Consider the following 23,997-nt stretch of genomic DNA (forward strand, 5'->3'; position numbering starts at 1 on the left):
ACCGAGGACGCATCACCGCGGGATGCAGACCGGTTCGGGCCACCCGAATGCTCCGACTCAGCAAAGGACTTCTGCCGTGATCCGCACCCGTATCGCTCTGGCCGCCGCGGTCGCCTCCCTCGCTCTCGCCGCTCCCGCCGCCGCCCTGGCCGCAGACTCCGCCGTCGGCGCGGCCACCACGAACTTCACCGCGGCCGCCCTCTTGGGCGAGAAGCCTGTCGCCGGCGCTACCGACGACATGATCTGGCAGTAGGCCCTCCACGGGCCCCAGCCCGATCCGGCTCCATCCCCTCTTTCGCTCCGGTTCACCTCCCGACCGCTGCTCCTGCAGGGCAGCAGTCGCACGAACCGCGCGGCCCCACCACCTTCTCCCAGCAGTACCCGACCCTAGGATCTGTCATGTCCACGTCCGTTCGTGCTCGCCGTAACCTTTCCGCCGCCGGTGTCACCCTCGCCGCCATGGGCTACGCCTTCACCATTGCCGCTGCCCCCGCCTTCGCCGACACCACCAGCCAGGCCGCTGCCCTGGCCCGGGCTCAGGTCGGCGACAACGCCTGCTCCACCAACAGCCTGGGCGGCAGAGGCTTCCTGACGAGCTGCAACACCTCCACCGGTACCGAGGCGGAGCCCTGGTGCGCGGACTTCGTGAAGTGGGTCTGGAAGAACTCGGGTTTCAATGTCAACGGGACCGACGCCCGAGCCTCCTCGTTCTACTCCTACGGCCAGGCGAACGGCACCCTGCACACCTCGTCCTCTTACCAGCCGCAGGTCGGAGACGCCGTGGTCTTCGAGTACTCGAACAGCTGGGCCCGCCACGTCGGGATGGTGACTGCCGTCAACTCGGACGGCTCGATCATGACCACCCACGGCAACTGGAGCGACCGGGTAGCCGACGTCGCGGTGAGCGCCTCGCAGAAGCAGGTGGGCGACACACCCAGCTCCATCGGCCAGCGCATCAGCGCCTACGTCAGCCCGCTCGGCGCAACCCCGACCTCGTACAGCAAGGGCGACCGGGACTTCACCAACGATCTCAACGACGACCTGCTGGGCGTGAGCGCGAGTGACAACAAGCTGCGCATGTACGCCGGCAACGGCGACGGCGAGTTTGCCTCGCACGAGGTCGGCGCCGGCTGGGGCGGCATGGACAAGATCAGGGCGGCCGACTTCAACAACGACGGGGACGGCGACCTGGTCGCCCGCGACGCCTCGACCGGCGACCTCTACCTCTACCTGGGCAACGGCAACGGCGGCTTCAAGTCCACCACGAAGATCGGCAACGGCTGGAACAGCATCTCCGACTTCGTCGCGGGTGACTTCACCGGAGACGGCAAGGCCGACATCGTCGCCGTCCGCAAGGACGACGCCACCCTCCAGCTCTACTCGGGCACCGGCACGGACGTGAACTACACCAAGCAGATCGGGCAGGGCTGGTCTGGTATGTCCAAGCTCGCCGCCGGTGACTTCAACGGCGACGGGCGCGCCGACCTGGTGGCGCAGGTCAACGCCACCGCCGACCTGAATCTCTACGTCGGCACCAGCACCGGAGTCGCCCCCGCCATCCAGATCGGCCAGAACTGGGCCGGCATCGACAAGCTCACCCTGGCCGACATCGACAGCGACGGGCGCGCCGACGTCGTCGCCACCGTCGCGAGCACCGGCGACTTGTACCTCTACAAGAGCCAGAGCAACAGCCTCAAGGCCGGCGTGAAGGTCGGCCAGGGCTGGGGCGGCATGAGCCACCTCATCTAACCGGCGTCCAGCCAGCGCTCGGGGGCCCGTCCTTCCGGAACGGGCCCCCGAGCCCCCGCACCCACCCCTGCTTCCCGCCTGCCCGCTTCCACGCCACACCAGATGAGGTCCGCCGACATGCCCCAGCACGCCCTGCGCCGATCCGCCCTGCCACTTTTCGCCGCCTCCGCCCTCAGCGCCCTGATCCCCCTGGCCGCCGCAGCCCCCGCCTCCGCCGCCTCCGTGGCCACCTGGGACAAGGTCGCCCAGTGCGAGAGCAGCGGCAACTGGTCCATCAACACCGGCAACGGCTACTACGGCGGCCTGCAGTTCTCCAAGTCCACCTGGGACGCCTACGGCGGCGGCACGTACGCCTCCTACCCCCACCAGGCCTCCAAGAAGGAACAGATACTCATCGGCGAGAAGGTCCTCGCCGGCCAGGGCGAGGGCGCCTGGCCCACCTGCGGCCCGGCCGCCGGCCTCGGCTCCGACAACCAAAACCCCTACCCCACGCAGCCAGCCGTCCAGCACGACCACGACTTCACCAGCGACGGCAACGGCGACCTCCTCGGCATCACCCGGAGCGACAACAAGCTGCGCATGTACGCGGGCAACGGTTCGGGCGACTTCGCCTCGCACGAGGTCGGCGCCGGCTGGGGCGGCATGGACAAGGTGAAGGCGGCCGACTTCAACAACGACGGCGACAGCGACCTGATCGCCCGCGACGCCTCGACCGGCGACCTGTACCTCTACCTGGGCAACGGCGGTGGCGGGTTCAAGTCCACCACGAAGATCGGCACCGGCTGGAACGCCATGTCTGACTTCGCCGCTGGTGACTTCACGGGCGACGGCAAGGCCGATATCGTCGCCGTCCGCAAAGACGACGCCACCTTGCGCCTCTACACGGGCACCGGCACGGACGTGAACTACACCAAGCAGATCGGGCAGGGCTGGTCCGGTATGTCCAAGCTCGCCGCCGGTGACTTCAACGGCGACGGCCTCGCCGACCTGGTGGCGCAGGTCAACTCCACCGCCGCTCTCAACCTCTACGTCGGCACCAGCACCGGAGTCGCCCCCGCCATCCAGATCGGCCAGAACTGGGCCGGCATCGACAAGCTCACCCTGGCCGACATCGACAGCGACGGCCGCGCCGACGTCGTCGCCACCATCGCTTCGAGCGGCGACCTGTACCACTACGCCAGCATGAGCAACAGCCTCAAGAGCGGCGTCAAGATCGGCCAGGGCTGGGGCGGAATGAGCCACCTCATCTGACCAGCCCCGCGCCAAACCCCGACAAGCCGCCCGGCCGTCAGGCCGGGCGGGCCGCCTCACGAGCTGAGAATTCAAAAACGCAGATCCAGGCCCTGGACCGGTCCCAGCCGCTCCTGCCGATAATGGCCGCCCCGCCTGGCCAGCACCTCAGATGCGATGAGGTGTTCCGTTTTCACGCGGCCAGGATGACGACCGCAGGGTTTGGACTGTGCGGAGAAGCCGCAGGTGGGCGTGCGCTCCGCACACCAACTGTCCTGATCACGAGCAAGTTTGATCAGCTTCGCCGAATTGTCGCGGAGCGACCCTGGCCCTGGGACAACTGGACCGATACCGACGGGACGCCGCTCCAGTCCTGCCACGTTCCAGCCGACTTGGCGCAGCAGGGGCGACGCGTCTGATGCGACTCCGGCCCGCCCGCACCGGTCGGCACACCACCGCGGACCCCCCTCAAGGATGCCGAACCCCCGGGCCCCGGCGCTAGCGATCCAGCATGGGTCAACCATCGGTCCCCTCGCCATCGCGTGCGTCACGAAATATCCGCCACAGCCAAATTCAACGAGCCTCATCACCACGTGGTGCACGAGCGTACGGCCCGCGACGAAAGGCCCGCCGTGCTGCTCTACGTTCGTCGCCCAGTCCAGCGGATACTCAGCCGCGCCGCGCCAGCCGCATGCGCACACCGCGCGGAGGGCCTCGGCGCGAGGGCGGCGCGATCGGCCGTCGTAGGCCGTCCAGTGCGTCGTCGACAGCACGTGCGGACCGCTCCCAACGTCGAAGAAGACCAGGCTCGGTTCGCTCCCCCCGATCAGGGCCCCTGCGGCCCACGAAGGAAAAGTTTCAGCCGATATGGCCGGAATCTCTCCCTTCAATATATCGAACTAAAATCGAACAACGCGAATCGGTTACTCCGAAGTAGGGATGCGATCACCGGGAAGAGGCCTTCAGCTGGAATGACGAGGGGCCGACTGGAGGAGGTGGCGACCGTGGCTCGTCCCGTATGGGCCGGAAATCTGTCGTTTGGCCTGGTCAGCCTGCCGGTAGGCCTCTACACAGCCACCGACAGCCACACGATCCACTTCCACCAGCTGCAGCGCGGCACCGCCGACCGGATCCGCAACCGCCGGGTTAACGAGCGCACCGGCGACGAGGTGGACCTGTCGGACATCGTGAAGGGCTACGACACCGGCGAGGAGTACGTCCTGGTCGAGCCGAAGGAGCTGGACGAGATCGCACCCGGCCGCTCGCGGTCGCTGGACATCGCCGGGTTCGTCGACCTCACGGAGGTCGACCCGATCTTCTTCGACAAGACCTACTACCTCGGGCCGCGGGGCGCCGAGTACGGCAAGGTCTACAGCCTCCTCGAGCAGGCCCTCGCGAAGGCCGGCAAAGCCGGCATCGCGACGTTCGTCATGCGCCAGCACGAGTACCTGGTCGCCCTCAAGGCCGAGAACGGCATCCTCACCCTCCACACCCTCCACTGGGCGGATGAGATCCGGGACCCGAAGAAGGAGATCGACAACCTTCCAGGCAGGGCCATGGCCTCCGACAAGGAGCTGAAGATGGCCGAACAGCTCATCGACGCCCTGAGCATGAAGTGGGACCCCGACGAGTTCCACGACACCTTCCAGGAGAAGGTCACCGCCATGATCGACGCCAAGCAGGCCGGCGAGACCGTCGAGAAGGCCGAGCCGGCGGCCGAGCCGACCGGCGTGGTCGACCTCATGGAGGCCCTGCGCGCCAGCGTCGAGCGCGCCGGCAGCCCCAAGACCGCGGGCGGGAAGGCCACTGCCTCCGGAAAGACCGCGCCCGGCAAGAAGCTGGCGACGAAGAAGCGGATCCGCTCCGCCCCGAAGGAGGACCTGAGCGGCTTGTCGAAGGCAGACCTCTACAAGAAGGCGGCCGCCGCCAACGTTCCTGGCCGCTCGAACATGACCCGCGACGACCTGGTGAAGGCACTGTCCCGAACATGACCCGGGAAGGCCACGACGAGCACGGCCCGTCCACCTACGCGACCGCCCGCGCACGCCTCGCAGCAGACCGCGCCGACACCCTCGCGCGGGCGGCCGCCCTCAACCGCGACTACGACGCAATCGTCGCAGCGAACGCCCTGGTCGCCGTCGATGACGAGCACGACCCCGACGGCGGCAGCACCGCCTTCGAGCGCGCCCACCTGGCCGCCCTGATGGCGCGGACACGCGACCACCTGGAAGAACTGGACCAAGCGCTGGAACGACTCGAACAAGGACAGTACGGGCAGTGCGAAAACTGCGGCGGCACGATCCCGCCCGAACGCCTGGAGATCCGTCCGGCCGCCACCACCTGCGTCCGCTGCGCCCGGTCCGATCCGCACCCGCCATCGCACCCTGCCTGAGACCAGCCGGTGTGCGCGCACCGACCGAGTGGCGACCAGCGGTCGCAACCTCGAGTGGTCCGCAGCCTTCGACAGGCTGCCGTAGCGACGACCAGTTGCCTTGAGTAAGAGAACAATGCCGACACCATCGGGTGACTGCGCCTGGTCCGGAGATCCTGGCGGCCGTGCGCGCCAGGTCGGTGCGGTCCCGCGCGGGGTGCGGCCGGGCACAGAACGGTCCAAGCAGCGCCAGGTCCTCGCGCATCCCGGTCAGGACCGTGTCGGGGGCGCGCGGCCCCCGTAGGTTCGGGGGCAACACCGGCAACACGGAGTCAGCGCCCGAGCCCGTGGCCAGACCCGGGGCGTTTCTTCGGACCTGAAGACTTCAACCCACGAGGTCACGCCAGAACGGGACGGTCGCCTGGTGGGCACAGGCCTCGCCCTGACGATCCGGCTTGGGCCCGCCGAACTCCTGATGGACGTAGTCGATCAGATCGGCGCCGTAGTAGATGATGTCGGTCTGATACATCGACAAGACGGGGTGGCCATAGGTACCACGCCCCGCAGGCAGGTATCGATGCGAACAGATGGGCACCATCTTCGGCACTTCAGCCAGACGTGCACGGGCCAGCACCAGGGCATCGGTCGGCGCTCCAGGCTTGGCCCCCCAGTCTTCCGACCAGAAGTCGTTGTGCTCAACGTCAAAGAGCACTCCGTCAACCGGCCAGGCAAGCCGGTCACGGAGCTCATCAGGATCACCGTTGCGCCAGTCAGGCCACCTTGGCGAGACACGCCCCTGCCCTGACGGTCGACCGATGGGCAGGCCTGCCGCCAAGAACGCGCGGTGGTCGTCACTGAACTCAAAACCGAACTCCTTTTCGATGCGCCCGAACTCCGCATCCGACAGGCCCGGCGAAATATCGAAACGCCCGAGTTGAGACAAACGGCGGGCGGCTTCCGCCCCCAACAGGGCACCTTCACTCGTGATCACGCCGCGATGGTAACGACGGCTTGTCGCGGCCCTCCATGAGATTTGCGTTGCCACCTCCACACAGGAGGTCCCACCCCTTCGTGCGCGCTCCATGCCCCATGCCATGCCTGGATCACAGACAGGCAAGGTTGGGCTCAGAGCTGCTCGATCTGATTTCCCACCCAGATCTCGGACGCCTCCGTACAGGCGTCACAGCGGAGGCCGGGCACGGGTTGTGGTCAGCGTTGGGATTCTCGGCGACCATTGCCGAGGCGGCCGGAGACAAACCCGACCAAACTCTTGCGGAGGGGGCTGAAGATCACGCCCAAGGCTGCGAGCACTGCACCGGCGGCAATGATCCACTCCTTGGCCTCGCCGACGCGATACCAGAAGGTGTTGTTCACGGTCAGAGCGATATGGATCGGTGGTGCCGTGCGGGCGAGGACGTTCTCGGTATCACCCTGGTACGTCTCGACCACCAGGCTCAGCTGGTACTGGCCGGGCTTGCGCGGGGTGAGGTTCCAGCGCCACTCCACCCTGTCCTGCCGACTGGCGAGCAGCTGGCGGCTCGATCCGATCGGATCCACTTTGACGTCCCCGCGAGGATCGGACAAATGTGCCCCCTGGACTCCGCCAACGGGCAGCTCGCGAGTTTCCTCGGCCCCTCCAGGCTCTTCGCGGGGTGATGGGTTCAGGTCGGGGAGGTCGGACGATCGGAACGGGTCGGGGCCGACGGGCAGCGATGGGTCCGGGTCGGGGAGGTCAGCCTCGGCCTCGGGGCCGGCGAGGGTGGCAGAGAATTCCACGGAGTCGCCGACGTCGACCGAGCCCGGCGGTACGTATGTCAACTCCCCAGTAAACAGAGCGGTCCGGTCGCGAGCAGCCTTCTGTTGAAAGACAACTTGGTCCTCGTCCGCCGGTGCCGGCTGCAGGAAAGGCTCCGATGGTGCTTGTAGCAGCACGGAGCCAACCACGACGGTAATCGTTAAGGCGGCTGCCGCTACCCACAGCCAGAACTGCCGTGTCGCCCAGGGCATAACCCGACCTTAGCCCGCGACATTGCCAGGCTCCTTCCAACCGGGCCGCACGGCCAGTCCGGCCATCGCGTATCGGCCGTTCATCCACTCCCCAGCCGCCTCGCCCAGCTGCCCGGCGGCGAGTTCCTCCTCGACCCGGCCGCACAGGTCCAAGGCCCACTGGGACGGCTCCTCCAGACCTCCAGCATCTTCGCGGTCACGGTGAACCCCTGCCGGAACGCGTGGTCGATCAGCAGCTGATCCGCAGGACTCGGGGTGTCAGTGGACACGCACGGGAAGGTACCGGCGCCGCGCACCGCCGCGACCGGGCTGTCACCCCATCCGGTGACGGCCCGTGGAACGGCAGCCGGATGCCAACGCCATGACGTAGTGGTGGCGCCTCTCGATAGAGCCCCCCTACCTCATCCGGCTCACCGCGCGGTCCTCCCGCTCAAATGGCGTCACGGGGACCGCACGGCACCCCTCGCAGTTGATCTTTAGCAGCTTTAGCAGGGTTCGCATGCCTCAGGGGGTACCGGCCTCACGCCTGCCGGCGGGAGGCTCAACAAGGCCTTGCCCGGCAGGGGGTTGCGGGGCTAACACCCCGCTCCCGCGCTGTGCCGCGCAGGCCTCGACGTCAGCGGCTCGGCCTCTTCACGCTCCGCCCGTCATCACACAGAAAAGGACACCACATGCTCACCGGCTGGACCGCGGAGACCCTGGGCGGCCTCACCCTGCTGGCGGGGGCCACAGCATGGGGCTGGCTCCGCCAGCGCCGGAACCCGGCCACCCCCGGCGCGACCCCGGCCAGCGGGACCGCGCGGCCGGTCCGCACCTACACCCTGCTCGGAGCCCGGGCAGCCGACGGCCAGCCGGTTCACTGGCCCAGCAGCCGCCCCGCCAGCACTCGGGTCACCTGGAGCGGCACAGGGAAGCGGGAGCAGTTCGAACTGACCGACGCGGTGCTGCCGGACGGCACCTACGCAGCGGAGCGCGTATCGGTGTACCCGGAGCGCGGCGCCCTGTGATCACCTGGAGCCCGCGCCAACGCCCGCCTGGCGACAGCCGAGGCGCACCCTCCGCACGGCGTAGCGCGGTCCTTCGACGAAGGGCTCGGGCACGTCGCCGAGGCGCGAGAGCCACATCGGGGTTAGGGCCTGTCCTGGCGATCTTCGACGTCAGTACACTCTTCGGGAGACCAGGACCTGACGCCCCAGGTCGGTGATCAACGGGGAAGGCCAGTAATGCGGGTCGAGTACGACGCATCGGCGAATATGGCGTACATCTACCTTGTCGACACGATCGCCCCAGGAGAGGCCGTCCGGCAGGTCCCTGCCGAGGACGACACAGCGATACTCGACTACGACTCACACGGACGGCTTCTGGGCATTGAGCTGTTCAGCGCCAGACGCCGGTTGCACCCGGAACTGCTGGCCAGCGCCGAGAGGATCGACCGTGAGCCGCGTCCGCCGAGCACGTGATTCGTTGAGACGGCTGGAATCGGGGCGATCCGACGGATGCCCAGTGGGAGCGGCTTGATCCGCTTCTGCCGGTTAGCAACGGCCGTTGTGGCAGGTGGCGGGACCATCGGCAGGTGGTGAACAAGGTCTTGTACCGGATTCGGACGGGCGTGCAGTGGCTTGGATCTGCCGGATCGGCACGGGCCGTGGAAGACGGTCCACGAGCGGCATCGCCGCTGGTCGGCGGACGGAACGTGGGAGCTGCTTCTCCAGCGGGTCCAGGCCGAGGCGGACGCGGCTACGTCTTCCTCGGAACCGTCACCGCAGCCTCACTCGTCATCTGGCTTCGCTCATGATCGCCAGGACACTGCCTATGAGGTGAAGCGGAGCGTCAGTTCGCGGAGCCGGCGCCTGGTGGTGGTGATGTCGTACCGACACACGTTGATGAGTGCTGCTTCTGTCAGCGCCTTCCGGCGGTGAACGTCCCGGCCCAGCTCATCGAGGGCCCCGGCCAGCGACTGCGGGTCTGCGGGGGTATAGGGGACGCCGGTGTTTCCGAGAATCTCCCTCATCTCGGGAAGGTTGGAGTAGGCCACTGGCAGTCCGTGGGCTTGGGCCTCGATGAGGACGAGACCGAAGGCTTCGAGGCCCTTGGTGGTGCCGACGAAGGCGTCGAAGTGTGGCAGGCGGCGCCACAGCTCAGCGCGAGGCAGGAAGGGCTCGAACTGGACACGGTCCCGTACTCCGAGCTCGACAGCTTGCTGTTCCAAGTGCTCCCGTAGAACACCTTGACCGATCACGGTCAAATGGTGCGGCTGGTCGGTCAGGGCGAGGGCTTCGACGGCGGTGATTGTGGACTTGTTGTCGTCGAGCCGGCCTGCGTGCACCAGCGCCAGCGGTCCGGCTCCGGTCGCCGGGTGATCGCGTACGCGGGCATCGCTCAGCCGGATACCCCACGGGATGACGGTGAGCCGGTCGGTGAACTGGTGTCCCGTGAGCCGGTCGATGCGGTCCGCGAGGGCGAAGGTGGGGGCGACGATCGCGGCGCTGGCAGCAGCAACTTCGCACAGGCCTTCGCGCTCCCACGCACTGCGCTCGGCGACCAGCACATCGGGGCCGTGGGCGATGGCGATGATCGGGATGTTGCCGGCCGTTCGCGTGAAGGCCTGGCTGAGAGCGAACCCGAGGTACTGGGCGTGAATGGCTTGCGGCTGGATCTTCTCGATGAGTGCACCGACCTCGCTGGTCAGCTCGTCAACGTACGCCTCGAAGTCGGGGCCATGGGGGCGCTTGACCGTGGAGAGGGCAATCAGGTGACCGAACGCCGCCTGCCAGGCCTGATCGGCCGGTTGCCTGCCGAGGAAGGTGGTGTGGGTGTCAGGCATCACGCCGTAGAGATCGTTGACGAGAATCATGCTTCCTGACGAGGGCGCGGAAGGGCGGTTGATTCCGGTCAGGATGTTCAGGAGTTTGGCGGTCATGCGGCACCCCAATCTACGTTCACCTTTGGGTTGGAATTGGAGATCCCGACTCTTGGCTCGATGCGTGAACTATTCGCGCGCCTAGATCACGCCCTGGCGGGGAGGCGCCCACCAGGACGCCAGGTGTGGTGCGACGACGGCCATCAACTCTTCGACTGGATGTAAGTGGCCCTTACCGTCTGGCTCTGCGACCCAGACCCTGACCGATGATCGGGGGTAGACGGGGTGTATGCCGATTTCACCCTTGGGAAGGAGCCCATTGAATGGTGTGGGTATTCCTTCGCCGTTCCAGTATTCCCACGCCTCAAGGGCTTTGGATTTCTCGAAGCAGTGGTACAGCTGGCGGTAGCGGGTCATGTACCGGATTTCGCGGAATATCATCTGGCCGATCAGTCCCGGCGCGGTCTTCTGGAGCGTATCGAGCTCGGCGCCCTGGAAGGTGACGGCGGAGGCGTCCTGGGACGGGTCCAGCGCAGTCCGGGCGAGCAGGTGGGACAGCCTTCGCCGGACGTATTGGGCGACGCCTGGGCCGAGATCCGGCTCCAGGCTTTCGATGAGCTGGAGGAGCCGGTGGTGGCGCGGCTTGAAGCGGGCCAGGTCGAAGAGCTGGTCCATGCCGTCCACGGCAGCGAAGGCGAGTCGCTTGTAGAGCCAGTTGTTCAGCTCCCCCTCCTCGGCGTAGGTCTTCGTCTCCGGCGTGACCGAGTGGAGCATCAGGTACTCGGACAGCACCTCGAAGTACAGGTAGCCGAGGAACGGCACGTGGGGAACGGCGTCGGCCAGCTGGTCGATGTACTCGGGTGCCGGCGTGGCGTTGCTGGTGGCGTTGCGCAGGGCGACGTCGAGGAACGGGGCCGCGGCGCGCAGACCGGTCAGGACAGCACGGTCGAGCCGTTCGGTCTCGTCCGCGGTGAGGAGGTTCTGGTAGCGCAGGTAGGTGCGCAGGTGGATGGCGCCGAGATGCAGATAGTCGATGCCCTTGGGCCGCACCGGGGCGTCCGAAGTGATCTCGAAGACCAGGGGGGTGGTGCACGACTTCGTCTGCATCAGGTAGGCGCCGAGGTTGTGGGGGCGCAGTCCCTCGCCGTGAGGGGTAAGGGGCGAGCAGTAGAGGGCCCCTACGAGGCAGCCGGCGGAGACGTGTACCTGCCCGCTGGCTCGGATGGCGTCGAGGCCCCGGGTGAGGTGCAGCAGGTGCAGCGGTCGGCCGCTGACGAGCGCTTCGGTCATGGCGCTGTTCCGGATCAGCCAGCCGTTGGGGGTCGAGTGTTCCAGGTAGTCGCGCCAGTCGGCCTCGCTGTCGACGAGCGAGGCCGGGCTGCGGCGCTGCGCGGGCAAGGTGTAGTCCGTGTGGGCGTGCTCCCATTCGTCGCGCAAGGGGAACTCCTGGGGGAAGGAAGGGGCCGGTCAGGGGGATGGCGCGCTAGAGGACTTCGACATTCGCGCCGGCCATGCGGTTTCGGCAGTCGAGAACCCAGGTCGCGTGCTGCTGGATCATCGGGAGGTCGAAGCGGGCGTGGTCCATGAGGAGCACCACGGCGTCGGCGGCCGCGACCTCCTCCGGGGTCGCGTCCACCCGGCGGACTGGCAGCTCGGTGTCGGCGCCGTCCGGGATGTTGGGTTCGGCGCCGCGGACGTCGGCGCCCAGGTCGGTCAGGAGTTCGGCGACACGTTCCGACGGCGAGTTGCGGAGGTCGGTGGCGTTGATCTTGTAGGTCAGGCCGAGCAGCAGGATTCGGGCTCCGGCCACGGGCACGCCGCGGTTGTCGAGTGCCGCCACGACGCGTTGGACGACGTAGGCGGGCATGTGCCGGTTCACGTCTGCAGCGACTTCCACGAACCGGAAGGGGACGCCGAGGTCTTCCCGGATCTTCCAGGCGAGGAACAGCGGGTCGACAGGCAGGCAGTGCCCGCCGACTCCCGGCCCCGGGGTGAACCGGGTGAAGCCGAAGGGCTTGGTGCCGGCGGCGTCGATCGCCTCCCAGATGTTCACGCCGAGGCGGTCGGTCAGCATCGCCAGCTCGTTGATCATGGAGATGTTGACGAGCCGGAAGGTGTTCTCGATCAGCTTGGCCAGTTCGGCGACCTTGGGCCCGGACACCGGCACCGTGGTGTGAAAGATGTCGTCGTAGAACCCCTTGATCACTTCGAGTGACCGACCGTCGATTCCGGACACCAGTTTCGGCGTCCCTTCGAACGACCACCGCTTGTTCCCGGGGGCGATGCGCTCGGGACTGAACCCGACCCGGAAGTCCACCCCGCCCTTGAGGCCAGAGGCTTTCTCCAGGATCGGCAGCAGCAGTTCCTCGGTGGTGCCGGGGTACGTCGTGGATTCCAGGACCACGGTCGCGCCGGGGCGCAGGTGCTCGCCCAATGTCCGGGCGCAGGTCTCGATGTAGGTCAGGTCGGGCACGCCGTCCCGCAGCGGGGTCGGCACCGTGATCACCGCGAAGTCGTAGCCGGCCAGCTCTGCGGCGTCAGCGGTCGCGGAGTACGCGCCGGTGTCCAGGACCGCGCGGAGCCGCGCGGAGGGCACGTCCTCCACGTACGAATCGCCGGCGGCGAGCTGCTGGACTCGGTGCGGATCCACGTCGTAGCCGACGACGCGGTGACCCACTTCTGCGGCACGTACGGCCAGCGGAAGACCTACGTAGCCCTGACCAGCGACAACGATGTGCATGGCAGTTCCTCCTCGATTGCGGTGCTTGAATGGACCGTCATTCCTGGTCTGGCAAGGAGAAGCGCTGTGCCCTTGGTGTCTGTCGTGATGCCCGTGTATAACTCGGCAGCCACGTTGAGCGCAGCGGTCCGGTCGGTGCTCACGCAGACCCACAGCGACCTGGAGCTGCTGGTTACCGACGATCAGTCCTCCGATGGCTCCATGGACCTGCTCCGCGAGTTCGCCAAGTGGGACGAGCGTGTCCTGCCGGAGACGGCGCCCCAGCGGGGTGGTGCGGGCCGGGCCCGCAACCTCGCGATGGAGCGGGCCCGCGGGGATTTCATCGCCTTCCTCGACAGCGACGACATGTGGCTGCCGGAGAAGACCGAAAAGCAGCTCGCCTTCGCCGCGGAAGCCGCTGCGCCTTTGACGTTCACCTCGTACTTCAAGATGGACGCCGACTACGACGGCGAGAGCACCGACTGGGTCCCTAACGGCCGGGTGGTCCGCGCGCGGGAGCACGTGGACTACCGCGCGATGCTGCACCAGGACCACATCGGTGCTCTCACCGCCATGTACGACCGCAAGGTCCTGGGCACGAGGCTGATGCCGGAGATGCGCAAGCGGCAGGACTACGCCCTCTGGCTCTCGATCATGCGGGACGGCTTCAACGCCCGCGGCCTGGCCGAGCCGCTCGCGGTGTACCGAGCCCACCAGTCGGGATCGTTGTCCTCCAACAAGCTCTCGCTCGTGCCCTACAACTGGGCCCTGTACCGAGAGCACGAGCACCTGTCGGTGGCGCGGGCGACGCGGGCGCTGGCCGGCGCCGTGTGGCAGTCGCTGCGCAACTCGCGCATCTAGATCCGGCGCAGGCCCTGGGGCGTCCCGGTGTGCGACCTGTCCCCGGCTGGGGCCCGGCCGGGGAACCGCTCCGGGGCCCGCCCGCAGGCTCAACGGCTAGCTGGTGCCATCGGCCGGCTGCGAAACCGGGCCGGTGCTGATCGGCGCGCGCAGGAACAGCTGGAGGAGGAGGCGCCTGTCGGCGTCCGGTATGGCCTCCTGACCGCTGTGGAGTGCCTCGCGGCCGTGCAGGAAGCGGCGCTGGTCCACGATGAGGTAGTCCCCGGGTTGCAGCATGAAGGTGACCTGGCCCGCGACGAGTTCCTCTGCGAGCTCCCTGGCGGCATTGGCGTGTACCTGGTCGAGCCGCGACCTCTTCAGCATCTTCGCGGTGAACCGGAGGAAGCCCTCGCCCGGGCCGGAGCCGTCCAGGATCGGGAACGGGTTGTACTCCTCGCCGACGCCGTGCAGGTCGAAGAAGGTGCCGTAGTGGTAGGCCTTCTCGGCCAGGAGGGCGCGGCTGCTCTGCGTCAGTCGCGCCACGGCTGCGTGGGCCTCGGAGAGAATGCTGGAGCCGCCGCCGAGCGGGTCCCGGCGGACGCACAGGAGCGTGGTGTAGTCCGGGGGCAGGGTCCCGTTCACCAGGTCCATGTGGAAGGCGTTGTACCCGATGCCGCTGGACTTGCCGGGGTCCTTGTCGATCTTGACCCCGATGTCCTTCCACAGGGGCCACCGCGGGAAGGGGGAGAAGGGGACGGCCACCTGGGCCGCGAAGGCCGTTGCCACCCGCAGGAAGCGGTCGTCGTCGGCCCCGCCCAGGGCCTGGGCCACGTTCCCCAGGCGCAGCACGGCGTATCCGCTGCCCTGCCCGATCAGTGCGCGGCGCAGCATCGCGAGGGTCTCCTCGGACTGGGGGGCCTGGGTCAGCTCGGTCCGGTACCGGGCCATGGTGGACTTCGCCAGGCGCGAGTCCTGCAGTTCCCAGGACGGCAGAGGAAGGTCGGTCAGAGCGGCTTCGAGTTTGCCCGGGATGTCGATGAACACGCGGGGGTTCCTGTCTCTTGGAGTTGACCTGCTGAACGGGGTCGCTTCGGTCGCACATGCGGGTGCTTGGGGGCCGGCCGCCTGGGCGGCCGGGGCGCCTGCGAACTGGGCGCCGGACCCTCCTGGAGGAGGAGCCGCACCGGACCCTGCGCGGGCGAGGCCGCGGGATCGACGGGCAGCACGGAAGAGCCCCAGTCTGTGAACCGCTTCGCCATCATGGTGAGCAGCCGCTCGGCCGTCATAGGCCCCTTGTGGCGCATCATCGTCTCCTTGATGGAGGGCGGCTCAGTAGCCTGTCGGCCCCGTCAGGGCAAGCGCGGTGAACTCCTCGGACCAATCGAGATCCCAACGCGTGGTGTGCAGCCAGCCCTCCCGCAGCTGCTCGATCAGCGAGTCCGGGTACCCGCGGAAGCCGCCGCCGGGCTGCTGCTCCCACACCTGCACCACCACGTACACGACCCCGGTGCGGGGCTTTACCCAGCGGCGAGCGTCGGTCATGAACCGGTGCACATCCAGGTAGGGCAGCACCAACCGGCACGCCAGCACATCTACGCTGCCCGGCGCCAACCGGCGCGGTGGGGTCCCGGTGAGGAAGTCATGGACTTCGAAGGAGACCCTCTTCTCGTCGGCCCAGAACTCCCGGGCCCGTTCCACGGCGACGGGCGACCAGTCGTAGCCGGTCGTACGCAAGCCCTCCCGGGCCAGCGCTGTCGCCAGCACGCCCCAGCCGCTGCCGATGTCCACGGCCGTCTTCATCCCCGCGCCCAGGACGTGACGCCGGATGCCCGATAACTCCGCCTCCGTGAAGGGCAGGCTCTCCTGCGGATCGGCTGCAGAGTAGAAGCGGTCCCAGTACAGGCGCTTGCGCAAGGCCTCTATGGGGTCGGCCGGCACGCGGCCGACGACTCCGGGATGGGGTGTCAGGACGGGCAGGCGGATCACGGCGTACCTCCTTGACGGCAGAGGCGGGCCTTGCCCACGGCGACCACCGCTTCCGTCGCCGCGGCGAAGAGGTCCTCAGTGGCCGGCTCCAGCTTTTCCAGGCCCCGCACAAGCTGCAACTCTCTCTGCGGGGCGCGCACCGGCAGCTGAGCCGGATCCGCAGCCCTGGCGTGTTCCGCGTGCATCATTACCCTTTCTCCGTCGCGTACCAGTACGCGACCATCGCCCCGCCCGTAGCCAACACGATCAGGACCTGCAAGACCCACTGCCGCCAGCCGCCGTACCTATCCATCCAGCGCTTCCGCTCGAACCAGGTCCATAAGCCATTCACCGGCCCATCTCCGAAAGGGCCAGCGCGGCGAACCAGCGGCTCTCGGACATCGCCTTGAGGAAGCGCTCGTACTCCCGCAGGTCCGGGCTGATGTGCTCGTACGTCGGCGTCACGATCCCGTCCGCGAAGCCGGCGCGCAGCAGGCGCCGCGCGGCCGACAGGCCCGGCCTGTACTCCAGGAGGCCGGGCCCCGCCCAGTCCAGACACAGCTCCCCCAGCACCACCCAGTGCCGGGAGCGGGCGAACAGCTCCAGGGCCTCGAACTGGGCATCCGCCTCGCGCTCGGGCGCCTGCACATAGCGGACGACCCTGAGAGACCGGCCGTTCTGCCGGGCAAATACGCCGGCAGCCCGTACCCCGTCCGTGCGAAAACCCGTCAACCGTGCCAGCGGATCCGCCTGCCCGACAGACGTCTCCGGCTGCCCCGTTCGGTGGGCCATGCCCGTCACCACGGCGTACGGTCGGCGGACGCGAGTTTGAGTACCTGGGCGAGGTGAAGGCGCACGGCCCCGGCGTCGGGGAGCGGGTGGTCTTCTGCGGGTGCGGTGTCCCAGCGCACGCCGTACGACGGAGGCAGCGCAACCCAGGCCCTTGGCCCGGAACGGACCTCCACCTGCGGGCAGTCGACGAGGAGTTCGCCCGTGCCGGGGGCAACCAGCAGTGTCGCGGTAGCGTGCCCGGAGGTCAGACACGGGACGTGAAGACGGGCGGCGTCGACACGGACCATCACGGCCATCCCGATGGGGTGGGCGACGACCAGCGCATCCCAGTGTGTACACGGGACGATGACGCCGGCACCGGGGGCGGACTCAAACGCGGCAGCCAGCTCACCGCGCGGCAGCGGCTTGACTACCGCCTCCCGCGGGTGGGCGCCCGGGGTGTCACAGGGCGCCTTCGAGGCGGTGTCCTGGCAGGTACAGCCCGAGCCCGTTCGGTGGCGATGCCCGATGGCCACCGGCCAGCCGAGCCGCTCGTACGCCGTGGCGCACTCGATGGTGTCGCGGCCGTGCAGGACATGCAGAAGGTCGCCCACATCGCCCCCCGTGTCTGCGTCGGAACCGTAGGTAATGGTCACGACATGAGAGTACCGCCGAAGCAGAAGGGCGACCCACAGGATTTCTGTAGGCCGCCCAACTGGCATATGCACACCCGGTGTCAGGACACCAGTTCCATCCCCCGCACCAGCCCCGACAAGGCCGCGGCCTGCGACGGAACCCCACGGCGCACCAGGTCACCGACCAACTCGCGCGCCATGGGGTGCGCGTGCACATAGTGCGGCGCCCTCTGCGCGGCCTTCCGCAGCGTCACCACGGCCTCCCCCGAGCGGCCCATGCGGTGCATGGCCCGCGCCTCGTCGATCCGATAGTGAGTGATCCGTTCCCGGCTCGGCATCGCGGGCACGTCCACCTCATCCACGAACGCGAGACCGGTGTCAGGTTCGTCCACCTCGACCCCGGCCTCGGTCGTGTGCACCAAAATGTTGGCGCGGGAGAACACGGTCTGCCACCTCAGATCATGGTGTCCCGCCGGCAGACGCTCCGAGACCTCCACCGCCCGCGTCGCCTGACTCCACGCCCCGTCTACGTCGCCGGCGCGAGCACAGGCGATCACCTGCCGCAGCACAAGCGCCCCCTCCAGCACGAGGGCGTCGATGTCCCCCGTCGCCGACAGCGGTGCCAAATCCCGCAGCGCCGCATCCGCGACCGCCTGCGTCTCCCGCGCGGAACCCTGATGCAGCAGCGCCCCACACCGGTCCCAGGCGACCGCGGCCTTCACGATCGGATCGTCCAACTGCGTCGCAGCCCCCGCCGCGACCTCCGCCGCCACCCACGCCAAATCGGGCAACCCGGTCTGGTTCAGCGTCTGCCGCGCGTTCCTGGCAGCGTCCACCAGCAGCCGCAGCGCCGCGTCCCGCTCCGCCGTACCCCGCTCGTGCAGCAGGATCGTGGTGTTCAAGTCCTCCAGCAGCGCGGGCAGCAGTCCGGCGGCCGCCGGAAGATTCGCTCCCTGCCGGTGCCGGTTCGTCGCCTCGGACTGTTCCCGCACCCGCCGCGCGTCAGCAGCTGGCGCGGACGGTACGAGCCCCGGATGCCCCGACAGGATGAGCGAGGACCGGCGCAGCGCGGCCCGCATCGCGGGCACGTGCGGCACCGCCGATCCCTGCTCGCGGCGCAATCGGTACGGCTGCCCGAGCAGCCACACCACATCCACCTCACACACCGTCGACACAGCCGAGATCAGTGAGTACCGGTCCAGTGGAAGCCGCCCAGCCTCGACCTCCTCAGCCCACCTCTCGGACCGGCCAACCAGCCCGGCCATCTCCGCATGCGTCAGGCCCGCCGCGATCCGGGCCACACGCACGCGCGCACCGATACCAGTGTCGGGGGTTTGGGTCATGACGGCACCTCTCCGTTAGAGACTCCACAACCCGGACGGTACCCGCGCGACCAACATGCCGGATACGACAACAGCCCAACCCCGTCTTGGAGTTTGGGCCCGTCCCCGGATTTGTCCGCAGGGGGCCTCTCGCGAGTCAGAGAGTTCTAACGGTTCGTCGCGGCCCGGTTCGCGGTTTCGCCAGCAGGCTGTCTCCGAGAGCGCGAAGGCCCCCGGCGACAGAGCAGACCCGCGATGTGAGCTTGTTGTTTAACGTCCCAGTCGGGAGTCGGTCTCGAGCATGCTCCCGAGTGCGGCCTCTATACGACACCACTACGCGCACTGTGTGATGAATCGTCGAGGTTGCCATGCCGCGGATCGGGAAATACGTATGGCGTGCTGTACTGGGCCGGTGGACGCAGCCCTAGCGACTCTGTTGGTCGGTATCGCAGGTGTCGGCGGAACCGTCACATCGGGCCACCTGGCCAACGCGCGGCCCTTCGGACGCTGAGCCGGGAGAGTGAGCGCCAGCGTCTTGACAACCTCCGTAGCTGCTACATCGGTGTCAACAGCCATGCACGCAGCTGTCGTTACGCGCTGGCCGACTACGTCCAGGCCATGACGACCGGTACCTTGACAGACGAAATTCGCCAGACTGCCGCCACCGCAATGAGCGCCCACCGGGTCCAGTTCGACGAGGCACAGATGGTCGTCTCGGACAGAGTGCTTGACGATATCCGAAGCGTGAACGACCTGATCAGCGTCCTATACGGGTTGCTGCGACGTATCGATCGTGGCGTCCCCCTGCCAAACGACACCGTTGAGCGGGCCAAGCATCTACTCAAGGATTTGTGGGCGCCTCTGAACTCCATGCGGGAGGCCATGCGCCGAGATCTCGGCGTAGGTGGGACGCACAGAGCAAGCAGCTTTTGATTCAAGAACAACGTGGGCGTGCGGACGCCTGAAGGCCTCGCCCGTCGCAAGGACGCGGCCCACGTCATGGCGGATGGCCGGACGGCTGTTCTTCGAGCCCGGTGGCCTTCCCGGTCCGGGCCGGGAAGGTTTCGGTGCACCGGCTGCGGAACCGGCCTTCGTGCGCAGGTTCCGGAACCCCCTGCGGACCCGGGCGGGCGAGAGTTCGATCGGCGGCGCTGGCTTCTCCCAGGGCCTGCGAAGATCGGTGGCCAGAGAGCGGGCGAGTTGGAGCTGGGCATAGGCCGCGATCACCAGCCAAGTCCAGCGATCGGCCGCCTCAGGACTGCGGAGCCTGGGCTTGGTCAACCCGAGTGTCTGCTTGAACAGGCGGAAGGTGTGCTCCAGGTCGAAGCTTCGGAGGAAGGACTGCCAGCAGCGGTCGACGCCCGTCTTGGTGGCGCCCGTGCGTGACCACCAGAGCCAGACCGGCTTGTTGACCCCGCCGCTGGGCAGCTTCTCCACGGCCAGGCGGGTGACAGTGCCCTCGATGATCGGCAGCGGCCCGTCATGGTCGATCCAGGTGGCCCGGCGGGTGAGCCGCGGGTGCAGCCTGTCCCATGCCCTGCGCGGTGGCCTTGCCATAGAGGCGGGTGTCGGTGGTGGTCACGGCCTGCTCGGTGCCCCAGGTAGCCAGGTCGCCGAAGACGAACTCCCCGCCGTGCTTGGGTGGCGACCGCCCTGCGGCGGACCCACGGCACCGGAGCCGGCTTGCGCATCCCACGGCAGCACAGTCGCGATCACCCGGCTGGACATCCCCGCGGTGAACAGCTGTCGGATGAGCGACACGCGCTGGACCGCACCATCGGAGTAGTGCCGCTGCCCCGCGTCGGAGCGTGAGCTGGTCAGCAGTCCCTGGTCTTCGTAGTACCGCAGTGAGTGCGGACTCACGCCCGTGCGCTTTGACAACTCGCCTATCCGCATCCTTGAGAGCCTGCGTCCGCGGCCTCCAGGTTCAGACAGCCGATGAGCCATGGACGCTTGCGGACGCCCCTCCGCAGGGTTGCCGTCCCGGCCCCACGACTGAGCACGTTCGTCGCCGGCCGGCGGTCAGGGCCTGGGTTCGGCGCAACATGGTTTGATCGCGTCGCCCCAGTCGCCGCCCCTCTCGCGGCCGCGGGGCCCAAGCAGGCGGCAGCCGTGAAGCGGAAGCCCCACGCTCTCATCCGGGAACAGCCTCTCTGGCGTACGCCGGAAGAGTAGCCACACCGCGTTCCGCAAGTTGCCATCATTCGGTGCCGCATCGAGCCTCGCTCACGGCAGCGGCGTCGGCTGGTGCTGTACTGGGCGACAGCCGCAGCCGCCCGCGCTCCCGACCGCCACTGGTCGGTGTTGAGGGTGCCGCGGGCCTCGACGAGCTTGGGGCGCCTCTGACAAGTGGTGAGGGCCCACGACGCGGGAAGCGGCAGACTCAGTCCCGTCAGTCCCGTTTCCGGTCTTTGTTCAGAATTCTGCCTTCAGCCCCTGCCGCCTGCGACGAACGGCGAACACAAGGTTGTGACCAGTGCGAATGCCTGGTCGCGGCCCGTCGTGGGGGTGAGGGACTCAGGGGCGGCCGAGGGTTCGGGTGATCCGCCCAGCGTCGCGCCACTGGTCGGTGTTGATTGCCGCGGGCGTCGATGACCTTGGGGCTGGTGGTTTGGGCGGCGAGCCGCTTGAGGCCGATGGTGAAGCGGTGCCGTGTTGCGGTGGCCTCTTCCGGACGTTACTGACCTCCTGTTGTCAGCGGTGTCTGGCAGGCTCTGGCGTCGTGATTAATAAGGGTGGGGACCCCGATCCGGCCGAGGTTCGGGCCAGGCTCCAGCACGAGTTCATCTCCAACCGGTCTAACCCGGGGGTTCGGCTGGAGGATATGAACTGGTCAGATCATGATCAATGCCGATGGCGGTGCTCGAAGGAAGGGTGCGGCCACGAGTGGACGACTCGCTTGGTGTTCCGTAGCCGACGCAGAAGGCCAACGGGCTGTCCAGAGTGTTCGCGCAGGGGGAACCGGGCTCCCGGTCCGGGCGAGTCGCTGGCCGAACTGAACCCAGACCTCGCGAAGCAGTTCCGCAGAAACCTAACGCGCCCGGCTCGCGGTTCTGAGACTCTGCGCACTCAGAGTCACGATCTCTGTGAATGGGAATGCCACCAGGGGCATAAATGGCAAGCAACCGTGGCCAACAGGACCAATGGGCGGGGGTGTCGTCGCTGTAGCGGTCACGGCCGTTCGCTCTTCGAGTACAAGGTCGCCATGCTCGTCCAGGCGGCCTCCGGCATCGGCGTTGAGGTGGATCACCGCCTGCGTCTGCCCGGCCGCAGTGAGGACGCCTTCGATCTCTTCCTGAAGGAACTGGACCTGCTGATCGACCTGGATCCGGCGTGGACCCATAGTGGGCCGCACAGCCTTGCCCGCGACACCGCGAAAACAGAAGCCACGTTGTCTGACGGACGCCATCTGGAGAGGATCCGAGAGAGGGGACTTCCGCCGCTGCCGATCTCTGGGATCGCGCACTACGAGGCCGGTCCTGGGGTAGATCCCGAGGACTGGGCTGAGGCCGTGGGATATGTCGTGCGCCGCCGGGGCCATCCCTGGAAGGATCTCGACTCCCCCGAAGTTATCGAAGCTCTGTCCGAGGCGGCCCGTCTCTGGCAGGAAACCCTCGCAAAGCCGAAGGTCTCAGCGCTCGATGCAGCCCCTCACCTGGAGCAGGAGTTTGTCGACAACCGGACCAATCCGGGTAGGGGACTCGAGCGGATGCCGCCAGGGTGCAATGACGTGTGTGCATGGCGGTGCCTGGCGCCTGGCTGCGGCAACGAGTGGGAGGTGCCACTCCATGTTCGAGTGCTTGCTGGCCGCGGTTGCCGCGACTGCAGCTGGAAGAGAACCGGGGCTGCTAACAGCCGGCCCGGCCCCGGCGAGTCCCTCGCTGAAGTGAGCCCGACTCTGGCCGCCGAACTGATCAAGGTCATCGATCACCCCGGGTGGACCGCGAACGATCTTCTGCCCAACTCGAACAAGGTGTGCTTGTGGAGGTGTCCGGAATCCGAGTGCAGTTCCGAGTATCGATGCCAGCCCAGCCACCGGACTGGGCAAGGAAGGGGTTGCAGTGACTGTGCCCGCAAGCGATCCACCGCAGGCAGAACGCATCCGAAGCCGGGCAAGTCACTTCATGACACGTTCCCAGAGATCGGAGCGGAGCTGATCGAGGTCATCGACCATCCCGGGTGGACCGCGAGCGATCTGCGGCCGAGTTCCGCGAAGCCCTGCCGCTGGCAGTGCAGCCAGCAGAGCTGCCCGGGTGTCTGGCAAGCCACCCCCGACCAGCGAACCCGTCGTGGTGCAACTGGTATGCGGTGCCCGCTGTGCCACCCTCGACGGAAACTGCGGGGTTCGTGACGAGCGCGCAGCGGAAGGGATGCACATAGCTGCCGATCTGGCACGAGCAAGCCTCTGACACCTGGGACATGCGGAAGGGGCGGGCCCTGATGGGGCCGGCCCCTTCCGCACGGGGGTGTTGGTCAGAGACGGCCGAGGGTTCGGGTGATCCAGTCGGCGTCGTGCCACTGGTCGGTGTTGAGGGTGCCGCGGGCGTCGATGACCTTGAGGTGGTGGTGCGGGTGGCGACCGGCCTTAGGAACAGTTCGACTGTCTCAGCCTGTAGGTGTCTCACCATTGGCGTGCACGCCCATCCCGTGATGAACCGTCACCCTGAGCCAAGGCGTCTCATCAAGCGTTACTCGTTCGTTACCGCACCGTGCGCGGCTGCGACCACGAGCCTGTGGACATTCCCGTCATCTCCTGGTGGTGGGGGCTACTGCCGCCCAAGTGACATCAACGGAAGCCATACGGGCCGGATTGCCACGCTCCCCGGGCGGCCAGCGCACGCAGAAGGCCGTACGCGTGAACGGCGCGAGGGCAGCCGCTCGGCGACCAGATCTCAGCTCGCCATGGGGAAGACACTGGACGCGGCGGCGTCGTGCGGAAGGCTTCGGAAGTCACCGGCCAGGACCCCGGAGGCTTGTGCCGCGATGGCTCAGGTCTGGGCCTGACCTCACCGCGCGAAAAGTCCCGACCCGATGGCCTCCTCCCCGGTGCAACACTCCGGAGCCTTGCCCTGTCTGTAGGGGTGACGCGCCCGCGGAACGTCGCCAGCGAGAGGCGCCAGTGACGGATTCGGCGGCTACGGTTTCGGGATAAGCATGAAGGGTGACTCATCCTTCTGATGGCCCCAAGCCCTCGGTAGGCGACGGGAGGAGCAGCCCAGCGGGCGGGTTGTCCAGCACCTCGTCGTTGAACATGGGCGGTTGCTCCCACGAGCTAGCATGCCGGAATGTCACCTCGCCGCCGGAGAACGTCGCGTCGCGGAACGTTACCGGGCCCCTGGTGAACGCCGCACCAAAGAACGTCACCCTGGCGCCAGCGAACGCCGCCTTGCAGAAGCTGACATCACCCCCGGAGAAGTCAACGCAGGAAAAATTCACCTCGCCGCCGGAGAACGTCGCGTCGCGGAACGTTACCGGGCCCCTGGTGAACGCCGCACCAAAGAACGTCACCCTGGCGCCGGCGAACGCCG

At 67.7% G+C, this 23,997-nt stretch carries 19 protein-coding genes and 5 pseudogenes; 11 read left to right on the plus strand and 13 right to left on the minus strand.

Annotated features, from left to right (window positions below; all coding sequences use genetic code 11):
* Nucleotides 1–76: 76 nt before the first annotated feature.
* The 5 genes from ACZ6JT_RS31695 to ACZ6JT_RS31715 all read left to right on the plus strand — a co-directional run bounded on the left by ACZ6JT_RS31695 (nt 77) and on the right by ACZ6JT_RS31715 (nt 5,371).
* Nucleotides 77–253 (plus strand): hypothetical protein, encoded by a 177-nt coding sequence (locus ACZ6JT_RS31695; RefSeq protein WP_469215107.1) that lies wholly within the window; start codon nt 77–79, stop codon nt 251–253.
* A 146-nt stretch (nt 254–399) separates the two neighbouring features.
* Nucleotides 400–1,749, plus strand: a complete 1,350-nt coding sequence (locus ACZ6JT_RS31700) for an FG-GAP-like repeat-containing protein (RefSeq protein WP_469215109.1) — start codon at nt 400–402, stop codon at nt 1,747–1,749.
* Nucleotides 1,750–1,866: 117 nt separating this feature from the next.
* Entirely contained in the window at nt 1,867–3,000 is a 1,134-nt protein-coding gene (locus tag ACZ6JT_RS31705) for a transglycosylase family protein (RefSeq protein WP_469215111.1), read from the plus strand.
* A 983-nt stretch (nt 3,001–3,983) separates the two neighbouring features.
* Nucleotides 3,984–4,970 (plus strand): non-homologous end joining protein Ku, encoded by a 987-nt coding sequence (gene ku / locus ACZ6JT_RS31710; RefSeq protein WP_469215113.1) that lies wholly within the window; start codon nt 3,984–3,986, stop codon nt 4,968–4,970.
* Nucleotides 4,967–5,371, plus strand: coding sequence for a TraR/DksA family transcriptional regulator (locus ACZ6JT_RS31715; protein ID WP_469215115.1), 405 nt, complete (start codon nt 4,967–4,969; stop codon nt 5,369–5,371). The genes ku and ACZ6JT_RS31715 overlap by 4 nt, the downstream gene beginning before the upstream one ends.
* Nucleotides 5,372–5,735: 364 nt before the next feature.
* On the opposite strand, the gene ACZ6JT_RS31720 is transcribed toward ACZ6JT_RS31715, so the two are convergent.
* Together ACZ6JT_RS31720 and ACZ6JT_RS31725 are read right to left on the minus strand one after the other, a co-directional pair.
* Nucleotides 5,736–6,341: an SMI1/KNR4 family protein gene (locus ACZ6JT_RS31720; protein WP_469215118.1), complete on the minus strand. Its 606-nt coding sequence runs from the start codon at nt 6,339–6,341 to the stop codon at nt 5,736–5,738.
* Nucleotides 6,342–6,559: 218 nt separating this feature from the next.
* The gene (locus ACZ6JT_RS31725; RefSeq protein ID WP_469215120.1) at nt 6,560–7,357 is read right to left on the minus strand and encodes a hypothetical protein; all 798 of its coding nucleotides are present in this window, start codon (nt 7,355–7,357) and stop codon (nt 6,560–6,562) included.
* Between the two features lie 671 nt (nt 7,358–8,028).
* Here ACZ6JT_RS31725 and ACZ6JT_RS31730 point away from each other — a divergent pair.
* The 3 genes and pseudogenes from ACZ6JT_RS31730 to ACZ6JT_RS31740 all read left to right on the plus strand — a co-directional run.
* On the plus strand, nt 8,029–8,364 hold the full coding sequence (locus tag ACZ6JT_RS31730) for a hypothetical protein (protein WP_469215122.1): 336 nt from the start codon (nt 8,029–8,031) through the stop codon (nt 8,362–8,364).
* Between the two features lie 216 nt (nt 8,365–8,580).
* On the plus strand, nt 8,581–8,817 hold the full coding sequence (locus ACZ6JT_RS31735; RefSeq protein WP_469215124.1) for a DUF2283 domain-containing protein: 237 nt from the start codon (nt 8,581–8,583) through the stop codon (nt 8,815–8,817).
* Nucleotides 8,818–8,882: 65 nt separating this feature from the next.
* Nucleotides 8,883–9,093: pseudogene (locus tag ACZ6JT_RS31740) on the plus strand (transposase); the annotation flags it as partial.
* Between the two features lie 74 nt (nt 9,094–9,167).
* Here the strand turns inward: ACZ6JT_RS31740 and ACZ6JT_RS31745 are convergent.
* From ACZ6JT_RS31745 to ACZ6JT_RS31755, 3 genes are all read right to left on the minus strand, one after another.
* On the minus strand, nt 9,168–10,277 hold the full coding sequence (locus ACZ6JT_RS31745; protein ID WP_469215126.1) for a glycosyltransferase family 4 protein: 1,110 nt from the start codon (nt 10,275–10,277) through the stop codon (nt 9,168–9,170).
* Nucleotides 10,278–10,358: 81 nt separating this feature from the next.
* Nucleotides 10,359–11,654: a hypothetical protein gene (locus tag ACZ6JT_RS31750; RefSeq protein ID WP_469215128.1), complete on the minus strand. Its 1,296-nt coding sequence runs from the start codon at nt 11,652–11,654 to the stop codon at nt 10,359–10,361.
* 46 nt (nt 11,655–11,700) lie between these two features.
* Nucleotides 11,701–12,957, minus strand: a complete 1,257-nt coding sequence (locus tag ACZ6JT_RS31755; RefSeq protein WP_469215129.1) for a nucleotide sugar dehydrogenase — start codon at nt 12,955–12,957, stop codon at nt 11,701–11,703.
* Between the two features lie 66 nt (nt 12,958–13,023).
* Between ACZ6JT_RS31755 and ACZ6JT_RS31760 the strand changes: the two genes are divergently transcribed.
* A complete protein-coding gene (locus ACZ6JT_RS31760; RefSeq protein ID WP_469215131.1) occupies nt 13,024–13,797 on the plus strand; it encodes a glycosyltransferase family 2 protein in 774 nt (257 codons plus the stop codon).
* A 96-nt stretch (nt 13,798–13,893) separates the two neighbouring features.
* On the opposite strand, the gene ACZ6JT_RS31765 is transcribed toward ACZ6JT_RS31760, so the two are convergent.
* The 7 genes and pseudogenes from ACZ6JT_RS31765 to ACZ6JT_RS31795 all read right to left on the minus strand — a co-directional run.
* The gene (locus ACZ6JT_RS31765) at nt 13,894–14,820 is read right to left on the minus strand and encodes a TauD/TfdA family dioxygenase (RefSeq protein WP_469215133.1); all 927 of its coding nucleotides are present in this window, start codon (nt 14,818–14,820) and stop codon (nt 13,894–13,896) included.
* Nucleotides 14,821–15,105: 285 nt separating this feature from the next.
* Nucleotides 15,106–15,762 carry a class I SAM-dependent methyltransferase gene (locus ACZ6JT_RS31770; RefSeq protein WP_469215135.1) on the minus strand — a complete coding sequence of 219 codons (657 nt, stop codon included), beginning with the start codon at nt 15,760–15,762 and terminating at the stop codon, nt 15,106–15,108.
* Nucleotides 15,763–16,089: 327 nt separating this feature from the next.
* Nucleotides 16,090–16,389 carry a recombinase family protein gene (locus ACZ6JT_RS31775; RefSeq protein WP_469215137.1) on the minus strand — a complete coding sequence of 100 codons (300 nt, stop codon included), beginning with the start codon at nt 16,387–16,389 and terminating at the stop codon, nt 16,090–16,092.
* A gap of 149 nt (nt 16,390–16,538) precedes the next feature.
* Nucleotides 16,539–17,168: a hypothetical protein gene (locus tag ACZ6JT_RS31780; protein ID WP_469215139.1), complete on the minus strand. Its 630-nt coding sequence runs from the start codon at nt 17,166–17,168 to the stop codon at nt 16,539–16,541.
* Nucleotides 17,169–17,248: 80 nt separating this feature from the next.
* On the minus strand, nt 17,249–18,490 hold the full coding sequence (locus tag ACZ6JT_RS31785; RefSeq protein WP_469215141.1) for a helix-turn-helix domain-containing protein: 1,242 nt from the start codon (nt 18,488–18,490) through the stop codon (nt 17,249–17,251).
* Between the two features lie 816 nt (nt 18,491–19,306).
* Nucleotides 19,307–20,120: pseudogene (locus ACZ6JT_RS31790) on the minus strand (hypothetical protein); the annotation flags it as partial.
* A gap of 44 nt (nt 20,121–20,164) precedes the next feature.
* Nucleotides 20,165–20,365, minus strand: a pseudogene (locus ACZ6JT_RS31795) (MerR family transcriptional regulator); the annotation flags it as partial.
* An 826-nt stretch (nt 20,366–21,191) separates the two neighbouring features.
* Here ACZ6JT_RS31795 and ACZ6JT_RS31800 point away from each other — a divergent pair.
* Nucleotides 21,192–21,632, plus strand: a pseudogene (locus tag ACZ6JT_RS31800) (zinc-ribbon domain-containing protein); the annotation flags it as partial.
* A 42-nt stretch (nt 21,633–21,674) separates the two neighbouring features.
* A complete protein-coding gene (locus ACZ6JT_RS31805) occupies nt 21,675–22,820 on the plus strand; it encodes a zinc-ribbon domain-containing protein (RefSeq protein ID WP_469215507.1) in 1,146 nt (381 codons plus the stop codon).
* An 815-nt stretch (nt 22,821–23,635) separates the two neighbouring features.
* Here ACZ6JT_RS31805 and ACZ6JT_RS31810 read toward each other — a convergent pair.
* Nucleotides 23,636–23,997: pseudogene (locus ACZ6JT_RS31810) on the minus strand (pentapeptide repeat-containing protein); the annotation flags it as partial.

Source organism: Streptomyces sp. NPDC046308 (assembly GCF_055588065.1).